The sequence below is a fragment of the Streptomyces sp. NPDC051173 genome (assembly GCF_040689515.1).
Lineage (GTDB): Bacteria > Actinomycetota > Actinomycetes > Streptomycetales > Streptomycetaceae > Streptomyces.
The window spans coordinates 16,130-35,037 of sequence record NZ_JBFBBD010000023.1 but is presented as its reverse complement, the minus strand read 5'-3'; the positions used below and the strand labels follow the sequence as shown (position 1 = coordinate 35,037).

General features: G+C 72.5%; 16 protein-coding genes. 8 read left to right on the top strand and 8 right to left on the bottom strand.

Annotated features, from left to right (window positions below; genetic code table 11):
- Positions 1 to 177: 177 nt before the first annotated feature.
- Both AB0435_RS15250 and AB0435_RS15245 read right to left on the bottom strand, forming a co-directional pair.
- Positions 178 to 2,004 carry an AfsR/SARP family transcriptional regulator gene (locus AB0435_RS15250; protein ID WP_366003229.1) on the bottom strand — a complete coding sequence of 609 codons (1,827 nt, stop codon included), beginning with the start codon at positions 2,002 to 2,004 and terminating at the stop codon, positions 178 to 180.
- Positions 2,005 to 2,643: 639 nt separating this feature from the next.
- Entirely contained in the window at positions 2,644 to 3,075 is a 432-nt protein-coding gene (locus tag AB0435_RS15245; RefSeq protein ID WP_366003230.1) for a MarR family transcriptional regulator, read from the bottom strand.
- Positions 3,076 to 3,163: 88 nt separating this feature from the next.
- Here AB0435_RS15245 and AB0435_RS15240 point away from each other — a divergent pair, with 88 nt between their 5' ends.
- Complete coding sequence (locus tag AB0435_RS15240) at positions 3,164 to 4,183, top strand: NADP-dependent oxidoreductase (RefSeq protein WP_366003231.1); 1,020 nt, start codon at positions 3,164 to 3,166, stop codon at positions 4,181 to 4,183.
- Positions 4,184 to 4,235: 52 nt separating this feature from the next.
- Here the strand turns inward: AB0435_RS15240 and AB0435_RS15235 are convergent, their stop codons facing one another.
- Positions 4,236 to 5,003: an MgtC/SapB family protein gene (locus AB0435_RS15235; protein ID WP_366003232.1), complete on the bottom strand. Its 768-nt coding sequence runs from the start codon at positions 5,001 to 5,003 to the stop codon at positions 4,236 to 4,238.
- 90 nt (positions 5,004 to 5,093) lie between these two features.
- Between AB0435_RS15235 and AB0435_RS15230 the strand changes: the two genes are divergently transcribed.
- Positions 5,094 to 6,365 carry a pyroglutamyl peptidase gene (locus AB0435_RS15230; protein ID WP_366003233.1) on the top strand — a complete coding sequence of 424 codons (1,272 nt, stop codon included), beginning with the start codon at positions 5,094 to 5,096 and terminating at the stop codon, positions 6,363 to 6,365.
- A 598-nt stretch (positions 6,366 to 6,963) separates the two neighbouring features.
- Here the strand turns inward: AB0435_RS15230 and AB0435_RS15225 are convergent.
- Both AB0435_RS15225 and AB0435_RS15220 read right to left on the bottom strand, forming a co-directional pair.
- Positions 6,964 to 7,935 (bottom strand): quinone oxidoreductase, encoded by a 972-nt coding sequence (locus tag AB0435_RS15225; protein ID WP_366003234.1) that lies wholly within the window; start codon positions 7,933 to 7,935, stop codon positions 6,964 to 6,966.
- 70 nt (positions 7,936 to 8,005) lie between these two features.
- Positions 8,006 to 9,421, bottom strand: coding sequence for an MFS transporter (locus AB0435_RS15220; protein ID WP_366003235.1), 1,416 nt, complete (start codon positions 9,419 to 9,421; stop codon positions 8,006 to 8,008).
- 187 nt (positions 9,422 to 9,608) lie between these two features.
- Between AB0435_RS15220 and AB0435_RS15215 the strand changes: the two genes are divergently transcribed.
- Complete coding sequence (locus AB0435_RS15215; protein WP_366003237.1) at positions 9,609 to 9,896, top strand: transcriptional regulator; 288 nt, start codon at positions 9,609 to 9,611, stop codon at positions 9,894 to 9,896.
- Positions 9,897 to 9,923: 27 nt separating this feature from the next.
- Here the strand turns inward: AB0435_RS15215 and AB0435_RS15210 are convergent, their stop codons facing one another.
- Entirely contained in the window at positions 9,924 to 10,607 is a 684-nt protein-coding gene (locus AB0435_RS15210) for a TetR/AcrR family transcriptional regulator (RefSeq protein ID WP_366427193.1), read from the bottom strand.
- Positions 10,608 to 11,576: 969 nt separating this feature from the next.
- On the opposite strand from AB0435_RS15210, the gene AB0435_RS15205 reads away from it, so the two are divergent.
- The 5 genes from AB0435_RS15205 (at position 11,577) to AB0435_RS15185 (ending at position 17,247) form a co-directional block, all read left to right on the top strand.
- Positions 11,577 to 11,870, top strand: coding sequence for a LuxR C-terminal-related transcriptional regulator (locus tag AB0435_RS15205; protein ID WP_366427192.1), 294 nt, complete (start codon positions 11,577 to 11,579; stop codon positions 11,868 to 11,870).
- Between the two features lie 186 nt (positions 11,871 to 12,056).
- Positions 12,057 to 13,274 carry a fatty acid desaturase gene (locus AB0435_RS15200; protein ID WP_366003240.1) on the top strand — a complete coding sequence of 406 codons (1,218 nt, stop codon included), beginning with the start codon at positions 12,057 to 12,059 and terminating at the stop codon, positions 13,272 to 13,274.
- A 68-nt stretch (positions 13,275 to 13,342) separates the two neighbouring features.
- Positions 13,343 to 13,789, top strand: a complete 447-nt coding sequence (locus AB0435_RS15195) for a cobalamin-dependent protein (protein ID WP_366427191.1) — start codon at positions 13,343 to 13,345, stop codon at positions 13,787 to 13,789.
- Complete coding sequence (locus AB0435_RS15190) at positions 13,786 to 15,186, top strand: methylaspartate mutase (RefSeq protein WP_366427190.1); 1,401 nt, start codon at positions 13,786 to 13,788, stop codon at positions 15,184 to 15,186. Before AB0435_RS15195 ends, AB0435_RS15190 begins: the two co-directional genes overlap by 4 nt.
- A 96-nt stretch (positions 15,187 to 15,282) precedes the next feature.
- Complete coding sequence (locus AB0435_RS15185; RefSeq protein WP_366427189.1) at positions 15,283 to 17,247, top strand: FAD/NAD(P)-binding protein; 1,965 nt, start codon at positions 15,283 to 15,285, stop codon at positions 17,245 to 17,247.
- 81 nt (positions 17,248 to 17,328) lie between these two features.
- Here AB0435_RS15185 and AB0435_RS15180 read toward each other — a convergent pair whose 3' ends face one another.
- A complete protein-coding gene (locus AB0435_RS15180) occupies positions 17,329 to 17,745 on the bottom strand; it encodes a carboxymuconolactone decarboxylase family protein (protein ID WP_366427188.1) in 417 nt (138 codons plus the stop codon).
- A 37-nt stretch (positions 17,746 to 17,782) separates the two neighbouring features.
- Positions 17,783 to 18,829 (bottom strand): helix-turn-helix domain-containing protein, encoded by a 1,047-nt coding sequence (locus AB0435_RS15175; RefSeq protein ID WP_366427187.1) that lies wholly within the window; start codon positions 18,827 to 18,829, stop codon positions 17,783 to 17,785.
- Positions 18,830 to 18,908: the final 79 nt, after the last annotated feature.

Here is an 18,908-nt window from a genome sequence, read left to right as displayed (position 1 = left end):
GCTGGATGGTGCGGACCGTAGCCAGTGAATTCAGCCTGTCCGGCGTTTGAGGACGCGCCCGCTGGGGGCACCTCCCAGCGGTAGCCGGGGGAGCTCCCGCCGCAGGCGGCAACGGACCGGTGGCCGGGGGCTGGGGCACGCGCCCCAGTTTCGGGAAGGGGCGGGGCTGGGGAAAAGTCAACGGCCCCGCACAAACGTCCGCAGCAGCCCCGGGAAGCGGTACACCCCCAGCCCCGGCGCGTCCAGCACTCCCGCATCGACCAGCCCTTCCAGAAGCTCCTCCGCCTCCCGCACCCCCACCCCCAGACACGCCGCCGCCGACGCCGGCGAGATGTCGGCCGCGTCCGGCCCCGCGAGCAGCCGCAGCGCCCGCGCGTGCTCCGCGTCGAGCCGGTCGCAGTCCGCCGCGAACGCCGAGTCCAGCGCCGTGCCGCCGCACCTCAGCTCCGTGAAGAGGCGGCGCTCGTCGGCCAGCCGGTCCGCCAGGTGCGCCACCGTCCACACGGGCCGCTCCATCAGCCGGGCCGCCGCGCTGCGCAGCGCCAGCGGAAGCCGCCCGCACAGCTCCGCGAGCCGCGCCCAGTCGCCGTCGGGCGCCGACCGCCGCTCCCGGCCCGAGGCCAGGACGAGCAGCTCCCGGGCGTCGGCGGGGGAGAGCACGTCGAGGGGCACGTGGTCGGTGACCAGCGGCATCGGCAGCGGCCGCCGGGCCGTGGCGATCACCCCGGCCGTGGGCGCCCCCGGCAGCAGGGGCGACAGCTGCGCCGACGAGACCACCCCCTCCAGGACCACCAGGACCCGCCTGCCGGCCAGCACCGAACGGAACGCGGCGGCCCGCGCCTCCAGCCCGTCCGGGACGTCGTCGGCACGCACCCCGCACGAGAGGAGGAACTGCCCGAGCACCGCGGCCGGTTCGGCGAGCGGCCCCTCCAGGCGCGCGTGGAGCTGGCCGTCGGGGAAGTGCTCCGCCACCCGGTGGGCCACGTCCAGGGCCAGTGCCGCCTTGCCCACCCCCGCCGTCCCGGACACCAGGCACACCGGCACGCTCCGCCGGTCGGGCGCGGTGAGCGCGGCGGCCATGGCGGCGGCGTGCGCGTCCCGGCCGGTGAGGTGCCGCAGGGCGGGCGGCAGTTGAGCCGGGCGCGTCCTGCCTTCGGGGGCGTACGAGGGGGCGGGGCGCGCGTCGTCGTCGCGCTCGCCGTCGAGGATGCGCCGGTGCAGCTCCCGCAGCTCCGCGCAGGGCTCGATACCCAGCTCCGAGACGAGCGCGCTGCGCGCCTCGGCGAACGCCCGGAGCGCGTCGGCCTGCCGGCCCGAGCGGTACAGCGCCCGCATCAGCAGGGCGTGGAGGTTCTCGCGCAGCGGGAACCGCGCGGCGGCGGCCGCGAGTTCGGAGGTCAGCGCGGCATGCCGGCCCAGCTCCAGCTCCAGGGCCCAGCGCTCCTCCATGACGCCGATGCGCTGCTCCTCCAGGGCCGTGCGGTTCTCCTGCGCCCAGGGGCCCGCGAGCCCGCTGAGCGGTTCGCCCCGCCACAGCGACAGGGCCCGTTCGAAGAGGGCGGACGCCCCGTGGAGGTCCCCCGTGCCGCGCCGCTCCCGCGCCTGCTCGACGGCGGCGGCGAAGGCGTGGACGTCGACACCGCCCTTGTCGATGTGGAGTTCGTAGCCGCCCCTCCCCGAGGTGAGGACGTGGGCGTGCGAGCGCGGGGTGCGCTCGGGCTCGAAGACCTTGCGGAGCCTGCTGGCGTAGGTGGACACCAGACCGGGCGCGCACCCCGGTGGACGTTCGCCGTACACGCCGTCGATGAGCCGGTCCCTCGGCACCGGCCCGCCCTGGGTGGCCAGCAGCGCGAGGACGGTGCGCTGCTGCGGCGTCCCCAGGTCTATCTCCGCCGGTCCGCGCCAGGCGCGGACCGGCCCGAGGAGGCTGATGCGCAGATCGGCACGGCCGCGTCCGTCGTCGAAGGAAAGCGCATGCGTCGGGGTCACTCGGACATTCACCATGGACCGGTCATATCCATGGCCGATCAACGGTCGATGAATGGACGGGTGTCTTATACAAACGACTGTTCACCGTAAGTGGCCGTCGGTGAGGTGTGCGGTCGCTGTGTGTGAGTACGCGGGCGGCCCGCTTCGTCTCCCTCACCCGGATTGGTGATTTCCCTCTGTATGGGGCGAGTTGGGAGTCGAAGGCGCTAATGTTCTCGACGGCGCCCCCGCGTGGGCGCCCCCCTTCAAGGAGGAGCCGACGAGGTTGTCGGGTTCGCGGAGGACCCGGACAGCGGGTTCCTCCGGAGCGGTCACCGGTCCATGGCCGCGCACCGAAAGGGGGGCGCCTGATGACGGGCCGCCACCGGAAGAAGCCTCTGCACGAGCGAATTGTCGCGGTGATCCGTGAATTCGTGAGGTGGATGCGACGGAAGTGACCGACCGTCCCTAGAAACATTAGGGACGCCCGGTCAGAATCTTCTGCTTCCGGGGCCCTCGTCGTGGATTGGACCGATCCGTGGCGGGGGCTGTAACCGTACGTGCGCCAGCAAAAATCACCGGACCGGAGCACGCACACCCCGCCGATCTCCCGGCCGGGCGGGCATCAGTTTAGCGCCCGCGCCCCAGGCGTGCACGGCTCACAGGGGTACATCTCTATGCGGTTTCCTCACCCAGCATCCGCTGGAGGAGGTCGCGCAGCACCGTGCGCTCCTGCGTCGACAGCCCGGCCAGCGGCTCGCGTGCGAAGTCCAGCGACTCGCGGAGCCGTGCGGCCGTGGCCGTGCCCTCGGGGGTGGCGGCGGCGAGCTTGACGCGCCGGTCGTCCGGGTCCGGGCGGCGCTCGGCCAGCCCGCGGGACTCCAGGCGGTCCACGATCCCGGTGACGTTGGACGGCTCGCACCGCAGCTGCTGGGCGATCCGCCGCATGGGCTGCGGCTCGCCGGCGAGCAGGGCCAGCACCTTCGCCTGGGCTCCGGTGAGGGAGTGCCGGGCGGCGGCCTCCTCGTACTCCGCGTGGTAGCGCGCCACGACGGTCGCGATGAGGTCGACCACTTCACGGGTCAGTGCATCAGAACGGGGGACCATGGCGTCCAGGTTACTCCGTTGCTTGACAACATGAAATATCGAGGAGCATGGTTGTTTCAGTTACTGAAACATTAGGAGGCCGTGCCCCATGTCCGCATCCCCCGCCACCGGTCGTGAATGGCATCTCGTCGCCCGCCCGCACGGCTGGCCGAAGCCCGAGGACTTCGCGCTGCGCGAGACCGAGATCACCGAGCCCGGCGAGGGCCAGATCCTGGTGCGCAACATCCACCTCTCCGTCGACCCGTACATGCGCGGCCGGATGAACGACGTGAAGTCCTACGTCCCGCCGTTCGAGCTGGACCGCCCCATGGACGGCGGCGCCGTCGGTGAGGTCGTCGCCTCCCGCTCCGACGCCTTCGCGCCCGGCGACCACGTCCTGCACGGCCTCGGCTGGCGCGAGTACGCGCTGCTGGACGCGGAGCACGCAGTGAAGGTCGACCCCGAGGTCGCCCCGCTCTCCACCTACCTCGGCGTGCTCGGCATGCCGGGCCTGACCGCCTACGCGGGCCTGACGGAGGTCGCCTCCTTCAAGGAGGGCGACGCCGTCTTCGTCTCCGGCGCCGCGGGCGCGGTCGGCGGCGAGGTCGGCCAGATCGCCAGGCTCAAGGGCGCCTCGCGCGTCATCGGCAGCGCCGGCTCGGACGAGAAGGTCCGGCTCCTGACCGAGGAGTACGGCTTCGACGCCGCCTTCAACTACAAGAAGGGCCCGGTCGCCGAGCAGCTCAAGGCCGCCGCCCCCGACGGCATCGACGTCTACTTCGACAACGTCGGCGGCGAGCACCTGGAGGCGGCCATCGGCTCCCTCAACCCGCACGGCCGGATCACCGTCTGCGGCATGATCGCGCAGTACAACGCCACCGAGCCGACCCCCGCCCCGCGCAACCTCGCGCTGGTCATCGGCAAGCGGCTGCGCATGCAGGGCATGCTGGTCAACGACCACCGCCACCTCCAGCAGCAGTTCGTCCAGGAGGTCGGCGCCTGGGTGCGCTCCGGCGAGCTCAAGTACCGCGAGACGGTCGTCAAGGGCATCGAGCACAACGTCGACGCGTTCCTCGGCATGCTGCGCGGCGAGAACACCGGCAAGATGATCGTCACCCTCGAGGACTGAGCCTCTTCCGCCCCGGCGTCGCGCCCGCCCCGCCGGGGCGGGCGCGTACGGCTCACTCCGTACTGTCCGGGTGCGAGCGCAGGCCCACCCCCAGGACGCCTTCCCAGTGTGTGAGTTCCTCGACCAGGGGCAGCGCGGAGCCCTTGCCCTCCAGGCTCAGGACGACGTCGGCCTCCTTGATCCTGCCCCGCTCGCGGTCGCCCCGCTCCTCGGCCTCGGCCTCGATGTGGACGTCGGTGACCCGGAAGCCCCGCTGGGTGCACAGCTCCAGCACATGCCCCAGCAGGCCCCTGCGCGTGCGGTACGAGAGGCGCAGCTCGACAGGTCCGACGTCGGCGGCGACCGACATCCGCCGCGTCATCACCGGATAGCCCCGCACGACGAGGAAGTGCACGACGGTCGCGGCGACGCCGAGCAGCGGCAGCCCGCCGCCGCAGGCCATGCCGACCGCGCAGGTCAGCCAGATCGTGGCCGCCGTGGTCAGGCCGCGCACGCCGTCGCGGCGGACGAAGATCAGCCCGCCGCCGATGAAACCGATCCCGGAGACGATCTGCGCGGCCACCCGGGACGGGTCGAGGCCCACGCCGGGGATCCCGGCCACGGCGTTGAAGCCGTGGATCGAGACCTCCATGAACAGCGCGCTGCCCACGCCGACGAGCGTGTGGGTGCGCAGCCCGGCGCTCTTCTGCTGTAACTCGCGCTCCAGTCCCACGAGCGAGGAGAGGAGCAGGGCTATGCCCAACTCCACGAATTGACGGACCCCTTGGCCGCTTCCTGTATCGAACAGGGGTGGTGCGGCGACGTACTCGGCTATTCGCATCCGTCAATTGTGGCCTGAAATCGCCGTTGAGTGCCCGGAGTTGTCGCCCCTTCTACCGTCCATGCCCGCGCAGTGGTTGAGTTCCGGCCCATGAGACCCAATGGGAAATCCTGGACGCTGCCGCTCGCCGCGCTGCTGGTGTGCGCGGCCGCCACGTCCCCCGCTCTGGCGGCCCCCTCCGCCGCCCCTCGCGCCACGGTCGAGGAGCGGCGGCTCGCCGGTCCCGTACCGCGGGAGATCCTGCGTGACAGCGGGTTCGCGGAGGTGACCCCCGGTTTCGGCCGCGACCTGGCCGCCGCCCGTACGCCCGCGCAGGCCCGGAGCGTGGCGGTGCGCGACGGCCGGCGGCTGTGGCGGCGGGCCGTGGACCGGGCGCAGGGCCGGGGCCCGGCCGGGGGCCCGCTGAGCCGGGACGACGACCGGCCGCTGTACTGGGCGCGGCTGGGCATGACACGGACGCTCCGCGAGTGGAAGCCCGCCTTCCAACTGTCCGGAAAACAGCGCACGGACCTCATCGCCGCGGTGGAGCGGACCTCGCGCGGCCAGGACTCGGTCGAACTGCCGCCGGGCCGCGGCGTGAAGCGCGTACTGATCACCGGCTTCGACCCGTTCGGGCTGGACGACGACGCGCGGCGCTCCAACCCCTCCGGCGCGGCGGCCCTCGCGCTCGATGGCACGACGATCCGGACCGCCGCCGGCCCCGCGCGCGTCGAGGCGGTCGTCTTCCCCGTGCGCTGGGCGGACTTCGCGGACGGCATGGTCGAACGGACGCTCCTGCCGTACTTCCGGCCGGGGCCGCGGCGCGTGGACCTCTTCACCACCATCAGCCAGGGCAGGCCCGGCCGCTTCGACGTCGAGCGCACCAACGGCGCCTGGCGCGGCGGCTCCCCCGACAACGCCGATGTCTCCCGTACGGAGACGGTGCCCGTACCGCCGGGGGTACCCACCGTTCACCCGCAGCCGCAGTGGACGTCGACGACCCTGCCGTACGCGGCGCTCACGGCGGCCCGGACCGGCCCCTATCCGGTGTACGACCACACCGCCGTCACCGAGATCCCGGCGGGCGGCACGACCCCCGTCGACCGCCCCGACGGCCCGACCCCCGGCTCGACGGCCCGCGAGGGCGGCGGAGGCGACTACCTCTCCAACGAGATCGCCTACCGCGCGACGCTCCTCCGTGACGCGCTGCGGTTGCGGGTGCCGGGCGGGCATCTGCACACGCCTGTCCTGGAGTTCGGGCCGGGCAACACGGATCCGGCGACGGGGCGGGTGAGCGATCCGGTCTTCGTGCGGAACCGGGTGGCGATGGTGGGGCAGGTGCGGGGGTTGGTGGCGGTGGCGGTGGGACGAGCGGCGGGGTAGCCGGGGGGCGGGCGGCGCCTGCGGCGGGCTTGTTCGCCAGCCCCGCCCCTTCCCGGCTGCGTCTGATCTGCGGCTCCGCCGCGTGGGGGCTCCGCCCCAGCCCCTTCATCTGCGGGTTCGTTGGCGCCTGCGGCGCTTGTTCCCCAGCCCCGCCCCTTCCCGAAACTGGGGCGCGTGCCCCAGACCCCCGGCCACCGGTCCGTTGCCGCCTGCGGCGGGGGCGCCCTGCGGGCGCGTCCTCAAACTCCCCCAGCTACCGCTGGGAGGTGCCCCCAACGGGCTGAATTTCGCGCACCCGGCGGAAAAGAAAAGGACGGCGCGCCCGGCGGAAAAGAAAGGAACGGCGCACCCGGCGGAAGAGGAAGGCGCCACCGGCCGTGAACTTGCTCTCCGGCGGAGGGGGTGGGGCCGGAGGGTGGGGTTCTGGAACGCGGTGCGTTGTCACGGCACTCAATGCGGATCAGGGTGCCCGCACCGCGTTCCAGGTCCTCAGCCCGGAGGTCACACCCCCGGTCCAGCCACAAACCCAGCCCGGCCGGCGATTGAGGCCACCCCACTCCAGCCACAAACAACCCGCACCCAACGGAAAACACACCCCTCACAGCGTAAGCAAAAGCTTGCCCGTAGACCGCCGCCCCTGTAGATCGTCATGGGCCCGCCCCGCCTCCTCCAACCCGTACCGCCCGCCGACAGAGACATCGACCGTCCCGTCGCGCAACCACGCGAACAACTCCGAAGAGCGAGCGAGGAGTTCAGCCGGATCCGTCGCGTGGTCGTTGAGCGTGGGGCGGGTGAGGAAGAGCGAGCCGTGGGCGGCGAGCAGGCGGGGGTCGAAGCCGGGCACGGCGCCCGAGGACTCGCCGAAGAGGACGAAGGTGCCCCGAGGCCGGAGGGACTTCAGGCCCGCTTCGAACGTGTCGCGGCCCACGCCGTCGTAGACGACGTCGACACCACGGCCGCCGGTCATCTCCCGCACCCGGGCGGCGATGTCGGTGCCGTCGGCGGTGACCAGGGTCTGCCACGCCCCCAGCCGCCGGGCGGCCGCGGCCTTCTCCGGTGTGGAGGCGGTGGCGACGACCCGGACGCCGTGCCGGGTGAGCACTTGGGTCAGCAGTCGGCCGACGCCTCCGGCGGCCGCGTGCACCAGCGCGGTGTCGCCTTCGCGCGCGGGGTGGGTGGAGGTGGTGAGGTAGTGGGCGGTCAGGCCCTGGAGCAGCAGCGCGGCCGCGGACTCGTCCGTGATGTCCACGGGCAGCGGGACGGCGGCCCGCGCGGGCACCACGACCTGTTCGGCGTAGCTGCCGGGGGCCGCGCACCAGGCGATGCGGTCGCCGGGCGCGAGGGAGGTCACGCCTTTGCCCACGGCCGTCACCGTGCCCGCGCCCTCGGACCCGGGGGTGAAGGGCGGGGCGGACTTCGCGCGGCCCTCGCGCTCGTGGATGTCCTTGAAGTTGACGCCGATGGCCGAGGGGCGGGCCACCACCTCGCCGGGCCCGGGGGCGGGGTCGGGCAGTGTGGCGACGCTGAGGACCTCGGGGCCTCCGTACTGGGTGACGACGATTGCGCGCATGGTTCCTTCCCGGGTGGGGCGAGAGGCGAGGGGCGGGCGGTCGGGGGAGATCAGGGGAGGCCAGGGGAGGTCAGGAGCGGTCGGCCGTGCGGGAGGGCAGGGCCGCGGGTACGGCCACGACGGCGAGCAGGAAGCCGAGGGCGACGACGCCGAGGCAGATCCGTAGCCCCGCCGGCCCGGGCGAGCTTTCGAGCAGGACGCCGAAGAGGGCGATCGCCACCGCTCCGCCGACCTGGCGCAGGGCGTTGAGCGCGCCGGAGGCGAGGCCCGAGCGGTCGGCGGGCAGCGCGCCGAGGACCACGGCGGGCAGGCTCGGCCCCATCAGCCCCGCGCCGAGCCCGAGCAGGGCGCTGCCGCCGAAGAAGACCCACCAGTTGAGGTGCCCGCCGAGGGGCAGCAGCGCGCAGGCGCCGGCCGCGGCGGCGATCGCGCCGCCGATCAGCAGCGGGCGCGGGCCGGTGCGGGTGACCGCGCGGGCCAGGACGAAGGAGGCGAAGGCCCACAGCGTGGCGAAGGGCACGAAGGCGAGGCCCGCGCCGAGGGCGTCGAGTCCCCAGGCGTTCTGGAGTCGCAGGGAGAGCGCGAACTGCGCGCCGTAGGCACCGAACTGGAACATCGCGCCGATGGCCAGGCCGCAGGCGAACCGCGGCCGGACGAGCAGGTCCAGGGGCAGTACGGGGGCCTTCACGCGGCGCTCGACCGCGACGAACGCCACCGCGGCGCAGAGGGTGACCGCCAGCAGCACCCAGGTGACGGCGTTGTCCCAGCCCAGGGCGCCGCCCTCGATGAGCGCGCCGATGCCGCAGCCGACGACCGCGACGACCAGCGTCTGTCCGGCCGGGTCCAGGGCCGCCTCCCGGGTGGCGGAGGCCGGCACCTGAACCCTGGTCAGCCACCAGGCGAGCAGTCCGACGGGCACGTTGATCAGGAAGACCCAGCGCCAGCCGAAGGCCGTGGTCAGCACTCCGCCGAGCACGGGGCCGAAGACGAGGGCGAGGGAGCTGACCCCGCCCCAGATGGTGAGGGCCTTGGCCCGCAGGGCGGGGTCGGGGTACATCCGGGCGATCACCGCGAGGGAGGCGGGCAGGAGTCCGCCGGCGGTGACGCCCTGGAGCACCCGGGCGACGACGAGGAAGTCGAGTCCCGGGCTGACCGCGCACGCCGCGGAGGTCACCACGAAGCCCAGCAAGGAGACCTCGAACACCCGCCGGGCGCCCCAGCGGTCGCTGATCGCGCCACCGCTGAGCAGGAAGGCGGCCAGGGTGATGGTGTAGCCGTTGAGGATCCACTCCAGCCCGGCCAGGCTTCCGGCGAGGTCGTTCCTGATGGCGGGCAGTGCGACGTTGAGGGCGCTGCTGTCCATCAGGACCATGAAGAAGCCCAGGCAGACGGCGAAGAGGGCGAGCGCGCCGACGGGAGGGGCCGCGGTTTTCGGTGGTGAGTGGCCGGTGGCCATGTCCTGGGGGGACAGCGAACGGCCGGGCATGGCACACCACCGAGCTTCCTGGGACGTCTAAAGTGTTTGGCGGAGGTCGATCACTGTGAATGTAAGACCTGAGTCGAACACTTCGTCAACCCCCTTGGCCGGTACACCGGGTGGGGTCAAGCCACCGGACGAGGGGTACGGGGCGTCGCGCCGGGCCCGGAATCTCTCGCATGCCGATCCCGCCGACGTGACCCTCGGTGACGCGCTCGCGGCCCTGGCCGATCCGGTGCGGCGCACCATCGTGCGCGAGCTGGCCGGTGAGACCGACTGGTCACGGGCCTGCGGCACGTTCGAGCTGCCCGTCACCAAGGCGACGCGCAGTCACCACTTCGCGGTGCTGCGTCAGGCGGGCGTGGTCGAGCAGCGGGACGTGGGCTCGCGCCGCCTGAACAGGCTGCGCAAGCCGGAGTTCGACGTCGTCTTCCCCGGTCTGCTGGACCTGGTCCTGCGCGAGGGGATCACCGACGACCTGTGAGTCGCGCGGCGGGCGGGGGCGGCCGCTCTACGGGAGGCCGTGCGGGACGTGGGTCCTGTACGCGTCGTGCGGGTACGTCCCGGAATGCCGCCCGGTCCGCAGGACCCCGTGCAGCAGGATCTGCAGGAGGGACTCCAGTTCCGCGTGCAGGCACACCCCCGTGCCCCCGGCCTGTGCCCAGCGGTAGAGCACACCCAGATAGGCGTCGCGGACGACGTTGCTCACCTGCGGTGGCGAGAGCGCGGCGTCGAGCTCGCCGTACGCGACCCCGGCCTCGACGACCTCGGAGAAGACCTCGCACGCGTACGGCTCCTCGAGGACCGGCCGCCCGGCCTTGGCCCAGGCCATGAGCATGGCGATGGCCGTCTCGCGCTCCTCCTCGTTGATGTCGGCGAGCGCGGTCATGCACCGCCGCAGCCGCTCCTCGGTGCGCTCGTATCCGGGCGGCGTCGAGGCGTCCAGGCGCTCCCGGAGCAGGGCGCGGCGCTGCTGGCCCCACTCGCCGATCAGGTCTTCCTTGCGGTGGAAGTAGTTGAAGAACGTCCCGCGGGCCACGTCGGCGAGCTCGGCTATCTCGTCGATGGAGGTGTGGTCGTAGCCCTGCTCCGCGAACAGGGTGAGCGCCGAGGAGTACAGCCGCTGGCGGACCTTCTGCTTGTTGCGCTCCCGCCGGCCCGGGGGACGCACGAGTCCGCAGGAGATGTTCTCCATCGTCATTCTCCGTTCAGGAGGGCGGAGTCCGCCCTGGATGGCCCCACGGACGCGTGGTCGGTGCGGGCCGGGGCCGCGGGCACACCATAGGGCGCCGGTGACGCGCGGGTACCCCGCGAGGCGGACCAGGATGGAAAAACTTATATCAGAGGCCAACTCTGCGTCACAGTGCCGCTTCGGACCGTTGATGTCCGGTCGGCCGGGGCTCGGCCGGGGCTCGGCCGGGGCTCGGACGGGGGTCTGCCGGGCTCGCCGCCCGCGGGCGTGGGCGCCGGCTCCGGCCGACGTGCCGGAAGGCGGCCGCGGGCGGCGTCGGCGGACCCTCCGGACGGTCCGCGGAATTCGGCTGGAAAACGCCCCTCGGTGGGCGAAGGGTGTCGCGCTCGTGTGACGCGGATATCCGCACCGATCCGACTCGATCGCCCCGCCGCATTCGGCCGTCGGTCGACGTCGAAGGGCGGGCGTTGAATTCCTTCTTGCTTCACGTGTCGCCTGAATCGGAATGCGTTGACGGGAATCCGCCCTGCGGTCCTTCGGGGCGCATTCCGCAGAAGAGGGTCCCGGAATGAAAACGGCGGGGAAGGTGTCGCTGTGCTGTGGAGTCGCGCGCCCCGCGGCTCCCCGGCCGCCTCATTCGCATTGCCGACCGGAACTTCTCTGGATTCGCCGGCCATTTCCGCCCGGGAGCTCGCGGTCCATGTCGGTCGCAGTGTCCGTCTGTGCGGTGGCGAATTGGTTGCCGAAGCGAATGCAAAGATGGACCCGAGGGCAAGTTCAGACTTCAACTCCTGGGATCCAAGGGAAGGTTGAGGTCTGTTATGCGGGGCTCTGTCCGGTGATCGAAGGAAATTTCCATGCATGGTGCACACTTTTTGCGAACCCTTGACAGGGGTAAATGCTGACCCGAGTCCAAGATTGTTCTAGCGTCGGCATGTGTTCTGTCGCCGCACAACTGGGGGGTGTGTTCCAGTGGAGGGCATACGTGAGGCCGAAACGGCCGACCGTGAGTCGTGGTCCGAACAGCGTCGGCGCGTCGGTCTGCTGACCGACCGGGAAGCCCAAGTGTTCCTGCTGTTAGGGGCCGGTTATTCGAACCGCAGCATTTCCGGGCGGCTCCGGGTGACCGAAGGTACGGTCAAGGCGCACGTCGCGCAGATTCTCGGCAAGCTCCGCGTCGAGTCCCGGCTCCAGGCCGGCCTGGTCTCGTACGCGCATCAGCTCTTCAACGAAAGACCAATAGCCGCGGGTGAGGCCGTCCGATAGAAATCTTCTGGGCGGCGGCCGGACGTTCCGCCCCGGCTCCCGCCGCGAGGACGGGGGGCGGGGTGCCAGCCATGCTCCGCGACGTCGATACCCGCGGCCGCCGCCCCTGTCCGCTCTCCGGAAGGCGCCGGGGAGCCGTTCCAGGAAGCCGAGGAACGACAGGCCCGGATCGATCCAGGAGAACCTGTGTCCGTTACCGATGCCCATCCGCGACAGGCGGGCCCGGCCGCCGCCGCGGTCCCCGACCCGAGGGAGACCATGCGGAGCCTGCCAGGGCTCCTCCAGTCGCCGCTCACCGTCCTCACCGGCAAACCCCTGGCCGGACAGGCCCCGTTCGGCTGGTCGCCGACCTTCCACCTGGCCGCCGCGGTCGCCGCGATGATCGTCGGAGCGGCCGTCGGCGCGACCGGGTGGGCGCTGGGGTCCTGGTACCTGTTCCTGCTGCTGCCCGGCTGGGCCGTCACCCTGCACGGCATGCGCAACCTGCGCATGATGGTCTACCACCAGTGCTCGCACAAGAACATGTACCGCAAGCGCAAGCTCGACGCCGTCATCGGCCGGGCGACCTCAAGCCTGCTGGTCATCCAGAACTTCGAGCGGTACAGCCGTGAGCACGTCAGCGACCACCACGCCGCCCACCACATGACCCTGCGCGACCCCACGGTGCAGGCGTTCCTCGTCAGCCTGGACCTGCACCCGGGCATGACGCGGCGGCAGATGTGGCGCCGTGTCCTGGCGAAGCTCGTGTCGCCGCGCTTCCACTTCGCCTTCGCGTACTCCCGGACCCGCTCCTTCTGGAACAAGTCCGCCACCAGCGAGAAGGTCACCTCGGTGGTGCTGTACGGCGCCCTCGCCGCCGCCACGATCGCCACCGGGACGTGGGACGCCCTGCTCGTCGTCTGGTTCATCCCGCTGATCCCGCTGTTCCAGGTCAGCAACACCCTGCGCCTGTGCGTCAAGCACACCTTCCCGCCGGTCGGCATCGAAGTCCGCCGCGGCCGGGACTACTTCGCCTCCCTGACCAACGCCATCTTCATCGGCGAACCCGCCCCCGACCCGGCCCTCCCCGCGGGGCGGCGCGCCGCGGCCTGGGTCCGCTGGGCCCTGCGCATGGCGTTCGTCCACGCGCCCTCGCGCTATCTGGTCCTCACCGGGGACACCGTCGTCCACGACTACCACCACCGCGCCCCCTCCAGCCGCGACTGGGCGGACTACCTCTTCGCCCGGCAGCGGGACGTCGACGCGGGCCACCCCGGCTGGCCCGCCTACCACGAGGTGTGGGGCCTGGTCCCGGCGATCAGCTACGTCTTCGACTCCCTCGCGGCCGCCGACGCCGAGGAGTACGACGTCACCCGGCTGCGCTCGGTCAGCAAGCGCGAGCTCTTCGCCGCCTTCGACGACTGACCCCGCCCGGCCCGCCGGCGCGCCCCACCCCCACGGAACCGTCACGCATCCGAAGGAGCAGCTCCCCCATGTCGCACAGCGAACGCCGCCTCGTCATCCTCGGAGTCGCGGCCAGCGACAGTCACGCCGTCGCCAACCACCTCATCGCCCACGCCCTGCGCGGGCTCGGCTTCGAGGTCGAGAACCTCGGGACGTGCACGCCCGTCGAGGAGTTCGCCGAGGCGTGCGAGCGGCACCCCGAGGCAGAGGCCGTCATCATCGGCAGCCTCAACGGCCACGTCCACGAGGATCTCCGCGACCTGCCCGCCGCGCGCGAGGCGGGCCGCATCACCTGCCCCGTCATCGTCGGCGGCAACCTCTCCGTCGGCAGCAAGAAGGACCCCAAGGACCTGGAGCGCCTGCACGCCCTGGGTGTGGACCGCATCCTGCGCGACCCCGGGCAACTGCTCTCCGCGCTCGACGAGTTGCGCGCGGTCCGGGCCGCGGAGCGGCAGCGCCTGCTCGTGGCGTCATGACCAAGGTCAGCTATCTGCCGGGGCGCTCCGGGAGCCCCGGCGCGGAGGCGTTGCCGCCCCTCGCGGAGTCCGTCGACTACATCACCTCCCTCGGCAAGCCCACCGCCGCCCGCGTCCTCATGGACGCCCGCGACGCGGGCCGGGTCGCCATCCAGCCGCGCTGCGGCGTCGGCGGCCACGAGGAGATGAAGGCCCTCCTGCGGGAACTGGAGGACCAGGCGGCCCCCGACATCCTCACCCTCACCATCGACTCGCACACCCGCCTCAAACGCTTCGAACAGGCCCTGCGCTCCCTCAACCGGGCGCCCGCCGACCTCAACGGCTACCCCCTGGTCAGCCACGGCTACCAGCGCGGCAGGGACATGAACGAGTCCGTCGCGGCCCCGCTGGAGATCCGCCACGGCTCGCCCGACGCCCGCATCCTCTTCGACGTCGCCGTCGCCTCGGGCATCACCTCCTTCGAGGGCGGCGGAGTCTCCTACAACCTGCCGTACTCCAAGGCCGTCCCGCTGGAGGAGTCCCTCGCCGCGTGGCAGGCCGTCGACGAGGTGTGCGGCGAACTCGCGGACCTCGGCCTGGTCATCGACCGCGAGCTCTTCGGCACGCTCACCGCCGTGCTCGTCCCGCCCTCGATCAGCCTCGCGATCAGCGTCCTCGAAGCGGTCCTCGCCGCGCGCGCGGGGGTGCGCTGCATCTCCGTCTCGTACCCCCAGAGCGGACACCTCGTCCAGGACGTCGCCGCCCTGCGCGCGATCCCCGCGCTCGCCCGCACCTACCTGCCCCCCGGGGTGGAAGTGCACGCCGTGCTCCACGAGTTCATGGGGGTCTTCCCCAAGAAGCGCGGCAACGCGGAGGACCTGATCTTCTACGGCGCGCTCGTCGCCAGGCTGGGCGGCGCGTCCAAGCTCATCACCAAGACCTACCAGGAAGCCTTCGGTATCCCCGACACCCGCGCGAACGTCGAAGGGCTGCGGCTGGCCGACCGGGCCAACTCGCCGCTCCTGGGCTTCATCACCGTCGACGAGGAACGCGTCGCCGACGAGCTCGCCTGGATACTCGCCGAGGTCGCCGACATCGTCGAACCCGTGCTCGCCGCCACCGACACGACGGCCGCGGTCGTCGACGCCTTCGCGGCCGGGCGCCTCGACATCCCCTTCAGCGCCAGCCGCTACGCCAAGTCGGAGATCATCCCCAAGCGCGACGCCGAGGGAGCCATCCGCTATCTGTCCACGGGCTCCCTCCCGTTCGGCGACCGCACCCGGCGGCGCAACAGCGACCTCCTCAAGGGCGCCGACAGCGCGGGCCCCGTCATCGGCTCCCTGCTGACCGGCCTCACCGAGGACATCAACTACTTCCCCGCCCTCTTCCGGGAGGCGAAGGGCGAGGAATCCGATTGACCGCTCCCGCCCCCGACCGCCACGGCGGCGGCACCCGGACCTTCCCCCGCCGAACCCCACCGGCCTTCACCTTTTGCTTCAGCTAGGAGAGCTCGTATGTCAACGGAAGCAGAACCCCTGCGCATCTGCATCGTCGGTGCCGGGCCGAGGGGGACCGTGGCGCTGGAGCGGATCTGCGCCAACGCCCCGGAACTCGTGGGCGGTACGCCGGTCGAGGTGCACGTCGTCGACCCCCACCCGGCCGGCGGCGGCCGGGTGTGGCAGACCGGCCAGTCACGCCGGCTGCTGATGAACACCGTCTCCGGCGACGTGACCGTCTTCCCCGACGCCACCGTCACGTGCGAGGGCCCGCTGACGTCCGGGCCCACGCAGTACCAGTGGGCCCGCATGGTCGCCGAGGGCGAGGTGACCGGGGTGACCGGGGTGACGAAGGCCGAGTGCGCGGTGATGGAACCGTGGTCGTACGCCTCCCGGGCGCTCCAAGGGGAGTACCTCGGCTGGGCGTTCGCCCGCATCGCGCGCGACGCGCCCGCCGGGGTCCGCGTCCACGTGCACCGCACCCGGGCGACGTCGGTCACCGAGACCCCGGACGGCACGCAGCAGGTGTCGCTGGACGGCCAGGACCTCCCGCTGGAGGCCGACGCCGTGGTCCTCGCGCAGGGCCACTACGACGTCGCGCCGACGGAGAAGCAGGCCGGGCTCACCGCGTTCGCCTCCCGGCACGGCCTGCACTACGTACCGCCGAGCAGCCCGGCGGAGGCCGACCTGGCACCGGTCGGCCCCGGCCGCCCCGTGGTCCTGCGCGGACTCGGACTGAACTTCTACGACTACATGGCCCTGCTCACCGAAGGCAGGGGCGGCCGCTTCGCCCCGCGCGCCGACGGCGGGCTGACGTACGTGCCGAGCGGCGACGAGCCGGTCATCCACGCCGGATCGGGGCGCGGCGTGCCCTACCGCGCGCGGGCGGAGGTCCGCCAGGAGATCGTGCCCCGCTACCAGGCGACCTTCCTCTCGGCCGAGGAGATCGCCCGGCTCAGGGGCGGGGCGGGCACCGGCCGCACCGACTTCATGCGTGACCTGTTCCCCCTCGTGTCGAAGGAGGTCGCCTGGAACTACTACCGGGTGCTCCTCCGGGAGGGCGACCCGGCCGGACACGCCCGGCTGCTCGTCGAGTACCCGCGCCACGCGTGGGGATCCCCGGAGATGGAGGCGCTCCTGAGCGAGCTGGTACCCGATCCGGAGCTGCGCTGGAACTGGGCGACGCTCGACCGCCCCGCGGGCGGACGGGAGTTCACCGGCTCCGCCGACTACCGCGAGTGGATACTCGGCGTCCTCGACGAGGACCTGCGGCACTCGGACCTGGGGCCGGCCACGAGCGCCGTCAAGGCGGCCGCCGCGGTCATGCGCGACCTGCGCGACGAGGTGCGGCAGGTGATCTCCCACCGGGGCCTGAGCGGTGCCTCCTACCGCGACCACATCGACCGCTGGTTCAGCGGGCTGAACAACTACGCCGCCAGCGGGCCGCCCGCCACGCGCGTCCGGCAGCTGCGTGCCCTGGTCGAGGCCGGGGTCGTCCAGCTGCTGGGCCCGGACATGCGGGTGAGGGCGGACGAGGAGTCGGGCGCCTTCGTCGTCGACTCGCCCCAGGTGCCGGGCGCGCCGCTGCGGGTGACCGCGCTCGTGGAGGCCCATCTGCCCCTGACCGACGTGCGCCGGGCCACCGACCCGCTGCTGGCGTCGCTGCTCTCCGCGGGAGGGTGCCGGGCCCACTTCATCCCCGACGCGACGGGACCCGGCTACGAGACGGGCGGGCTGGACGTCACCGATGTGACCTTCCAGGTCATCGACCACCACGGCACACCCCACCCGGCCCGCTTCTCCTACGGCCCCCCGGTGGAGTCGGTGCAGTGGGTCACCGCGATCGGCGCCCGTCCGCACGTCAACTCCCGGACGCTGCTCCAGGGCGACTCCATCGCCCGGTCCTGCCTCAAGCAGGGCATGAGCCGCCGCGCCACGGCCCCGGCCGGGCGGGACGCGGAGCTGACGGCGCCCGCGCGCTGACCGTACGGCGGAAGGAACGCGCACGGCGGAAGCGAGGGGGCGGGCCCGGGATGTCTCCCGGGCCCGCCCCCTCACCGCCGTTCACCCTTCGGCCGACACGGTCTCTTCGGCCGACACGGCCTCGTGGGCCTCGTGGACCGCCCTCATCAGCCCGATGCCCGCCGGGCCGCCGGCGTAGGCGGCGCAGTGCACGGCGACCTCGGCCATGTCCTCGACGGAACACCCGTTGCGCAGCGCCCCGCGGACGTAGAGACGCAGCTCTTCGGGACGGTTCAAGGTGGTGAGCAGCGCGAGGTTGAGGAGAGTGCGCGTCCGCCGGTCCAGCCCCTCGCGCGCCCAGACCGACCCCCAGTTGTGCGCGGTGATCAGGTCGAAGAGGGGCTTCGCCGGAGGCCAGTTGCTCAGCGCGGAGTTCACGTGCTCGTCGCCGAGCACTTCCCTGCGGATGCGGCTGCCCGTCGCGTACGGATCGGGTGTCTCGGCGGAGGTGGCGGGCATACGGATCCCCTTGTCCTGTGGGCGGTCACCCACGTTTCTACCCGCGGAGCAGGGGCGAGGGGTATCCGACTTTGGTGCAAGAACCGGTGCGGCGGCGGTCGGTCCCGCCGTCCGAGGCGCGGTACGAACGGCGGTATTCGGTGGGCGGGATGCCGACGCTGCGGGCGAAGTGGAGGCGGAGGTTGCCCGCGCCGCCCAGCCCGCACTGTTCGGCGATCCTGTCCATCGGCTGGTCGGTGGTCTCCAGCAACTCCTTGGCGCGGGCGACGCGCTGGGCCTGGAGCCACTGGAGCGGCGTGGTGCCGGTGGCCTGGTGGAAGCGCCGCACCAGCGTCCGTACGCTCGTGCCGGCCTGCCGGGCCAGGAGGGACGCGGTGAGGGGTTCGTGGAGGCGCTCGGTGGCCCAGTGCAGCAGCGGGGCGAGTCCGCTGTCGGTCTCCGTGGGCGGCACCGGCGTCTCGATGTACTGCGCCTGCCCGCCCGGCCGGTGGGCCGGGACGACCAGGTGCCGGGCGACGGAACCGGCCACCCGGGAGCCCAGGTCCCTGCGCAGCAGGTGCAGGCACAGGTCGATGCCCGCGGTACCGCCGGCGCTGGTGAGGATGTCCCCGTCGTCGATGTAGAGGACGGTGGGGTCGACCTCGACCCGCGGATAGCGCGCGGCCAGCAGCGGCGCGTGGTCCCAGTGCGTGGCGGCCCGCCGCCCGTCCAGCAGCCCGGCCGCCGCCAGCACGAAGGCGCCCGAGCACAGGGAGACGATCCGCGCGCCGCGGCCATGGGCCTCCCGGACCGCGTCCAGGAGCCGCGCGGGCGGGTCGCCGCGGACGTCGGCGCTGGCGGGCACGATGACGGTGTCCGCCTCGACGAGCTCCCGGTAGCCGTACGGGGTGTGCGTGGTGAACCACTGCCGCGCGGGGGCCGTGGCGGTCTCCGTGGGGTTGCAGAGCCGGAAGTCGTACCAAGGAGTGTGGAGATCGGGGCGTGGGGTGCCGAACACGCCGCAGGGCACGGCGAGTTCGAAGATCGGCATGCCGTCGGTCACCGCCACGGCCACGGAGCCGGGGCCGCCGGGCTGCTGGGTCATGGCAGTAATCTAACGGCTCATGGCAGATCTGCCACTCGAAGGGGCGGCCGTGGGCGCCGACAGTGGGAAGCGACCCTGT

Excerpts from the sequence above, each read along its gene's own strand:
- AB0435_RS15195 (WP_366427191.1), top strand. The coding sequence starts at position 13,343 with ATGTCGCACAGCGAACGCCGCCTCGTCATCCTCGGAGTCGCGGCCAGC.
- AB0435_RS15250 (WP_366003229.1), bottom strand. The coding sequence starts at position 2,004 with ATGGTGAATGTCCGAGTGACCCCGACGCATGCGCTTTCCTTCGACGAC.
- AB0435_RS15190 (WP_366427190.1), top strand. The coding sequence starts at position 13,786 with ATGACCAAGGTCAGCTATCTGCCGGGGCGCTCCGGGAGCCCCGGCGCG.
- AB0435_RS15185 (WP_366427189.1), top strand. The coding sequence starts at position 15,283 with ATGTCAACGGAAGCAGAACCCCTGCGCATCTGCATCGTCGGTGCCGGG.
- AB0435_RS15225 (WP_366003234.1), bottom strand. The coding sequence starts at position 7,935 with ATGCGCGCAATCGTCGTCACCCAGTACGGAGGCCCCGAGGTCCTCAGC.
- AB0435_RS15230 (WP_366003233.1), top strand. The coding sequence starts at position 5,094 with ATGAGACCCAATGGGAAATCCTGGACGCTGCCGCTCGCCGCGCTGCTG.
- AB0435_RS15245 (WP_366003230.1), bottom strand. The coding sequence starts at position 3,075 with ATGGTCCCCCGTTCTGATGCACTGACCCGTGAAGTGGTCGACCTCATC.
- AB0435_RS15240 (WP_366003231.1), top strand. The coding sequence starts at position 3,164 with ATGTCCGCATCCCCCGCCACCGGTCGTGAATGGCATCTCGTCGCCCGC.
- AB0435_RS15210 (WP_366427193.1), bottom strand. The coding sequence starts at position 10,607 with ATGGAGAACATCTCCTGCGGACTCGTGCGTCCCCCGGGCCGGCGGGAG.
- AB0435_RS15220 (WP_366003235.1), bottom strand. The coding sequence starts at position 9,421 with ATGCCCGGCCGTTCGCTGTCCCCCCAGGACATGGCCACCGGCCACTCA.
- AB0435_RS15180 (WP_366427188.1), bottom strand. The coding sequence starts at position 17,745 with ATGCCCGCCACCTCCGCCGAGACACCCGATCCGTACGCGACGGGCAGC.
- AB0435_RS15175 (WP_366427187.1), bottom strand. The coding sequence starts at position 18,829 with ATGACCCAGCAGCCCGGCGGCCCCGGCTCCGTGGCCGTGGCGGTGACC.
- AB0435_RS15235 (WP_366003232.1), bottom strand. The coding sequence starts at position 5,003 with ATGCGAATAGCCGAGTACGTCGCCGCACCACCCCTGTTCGATACAGGA.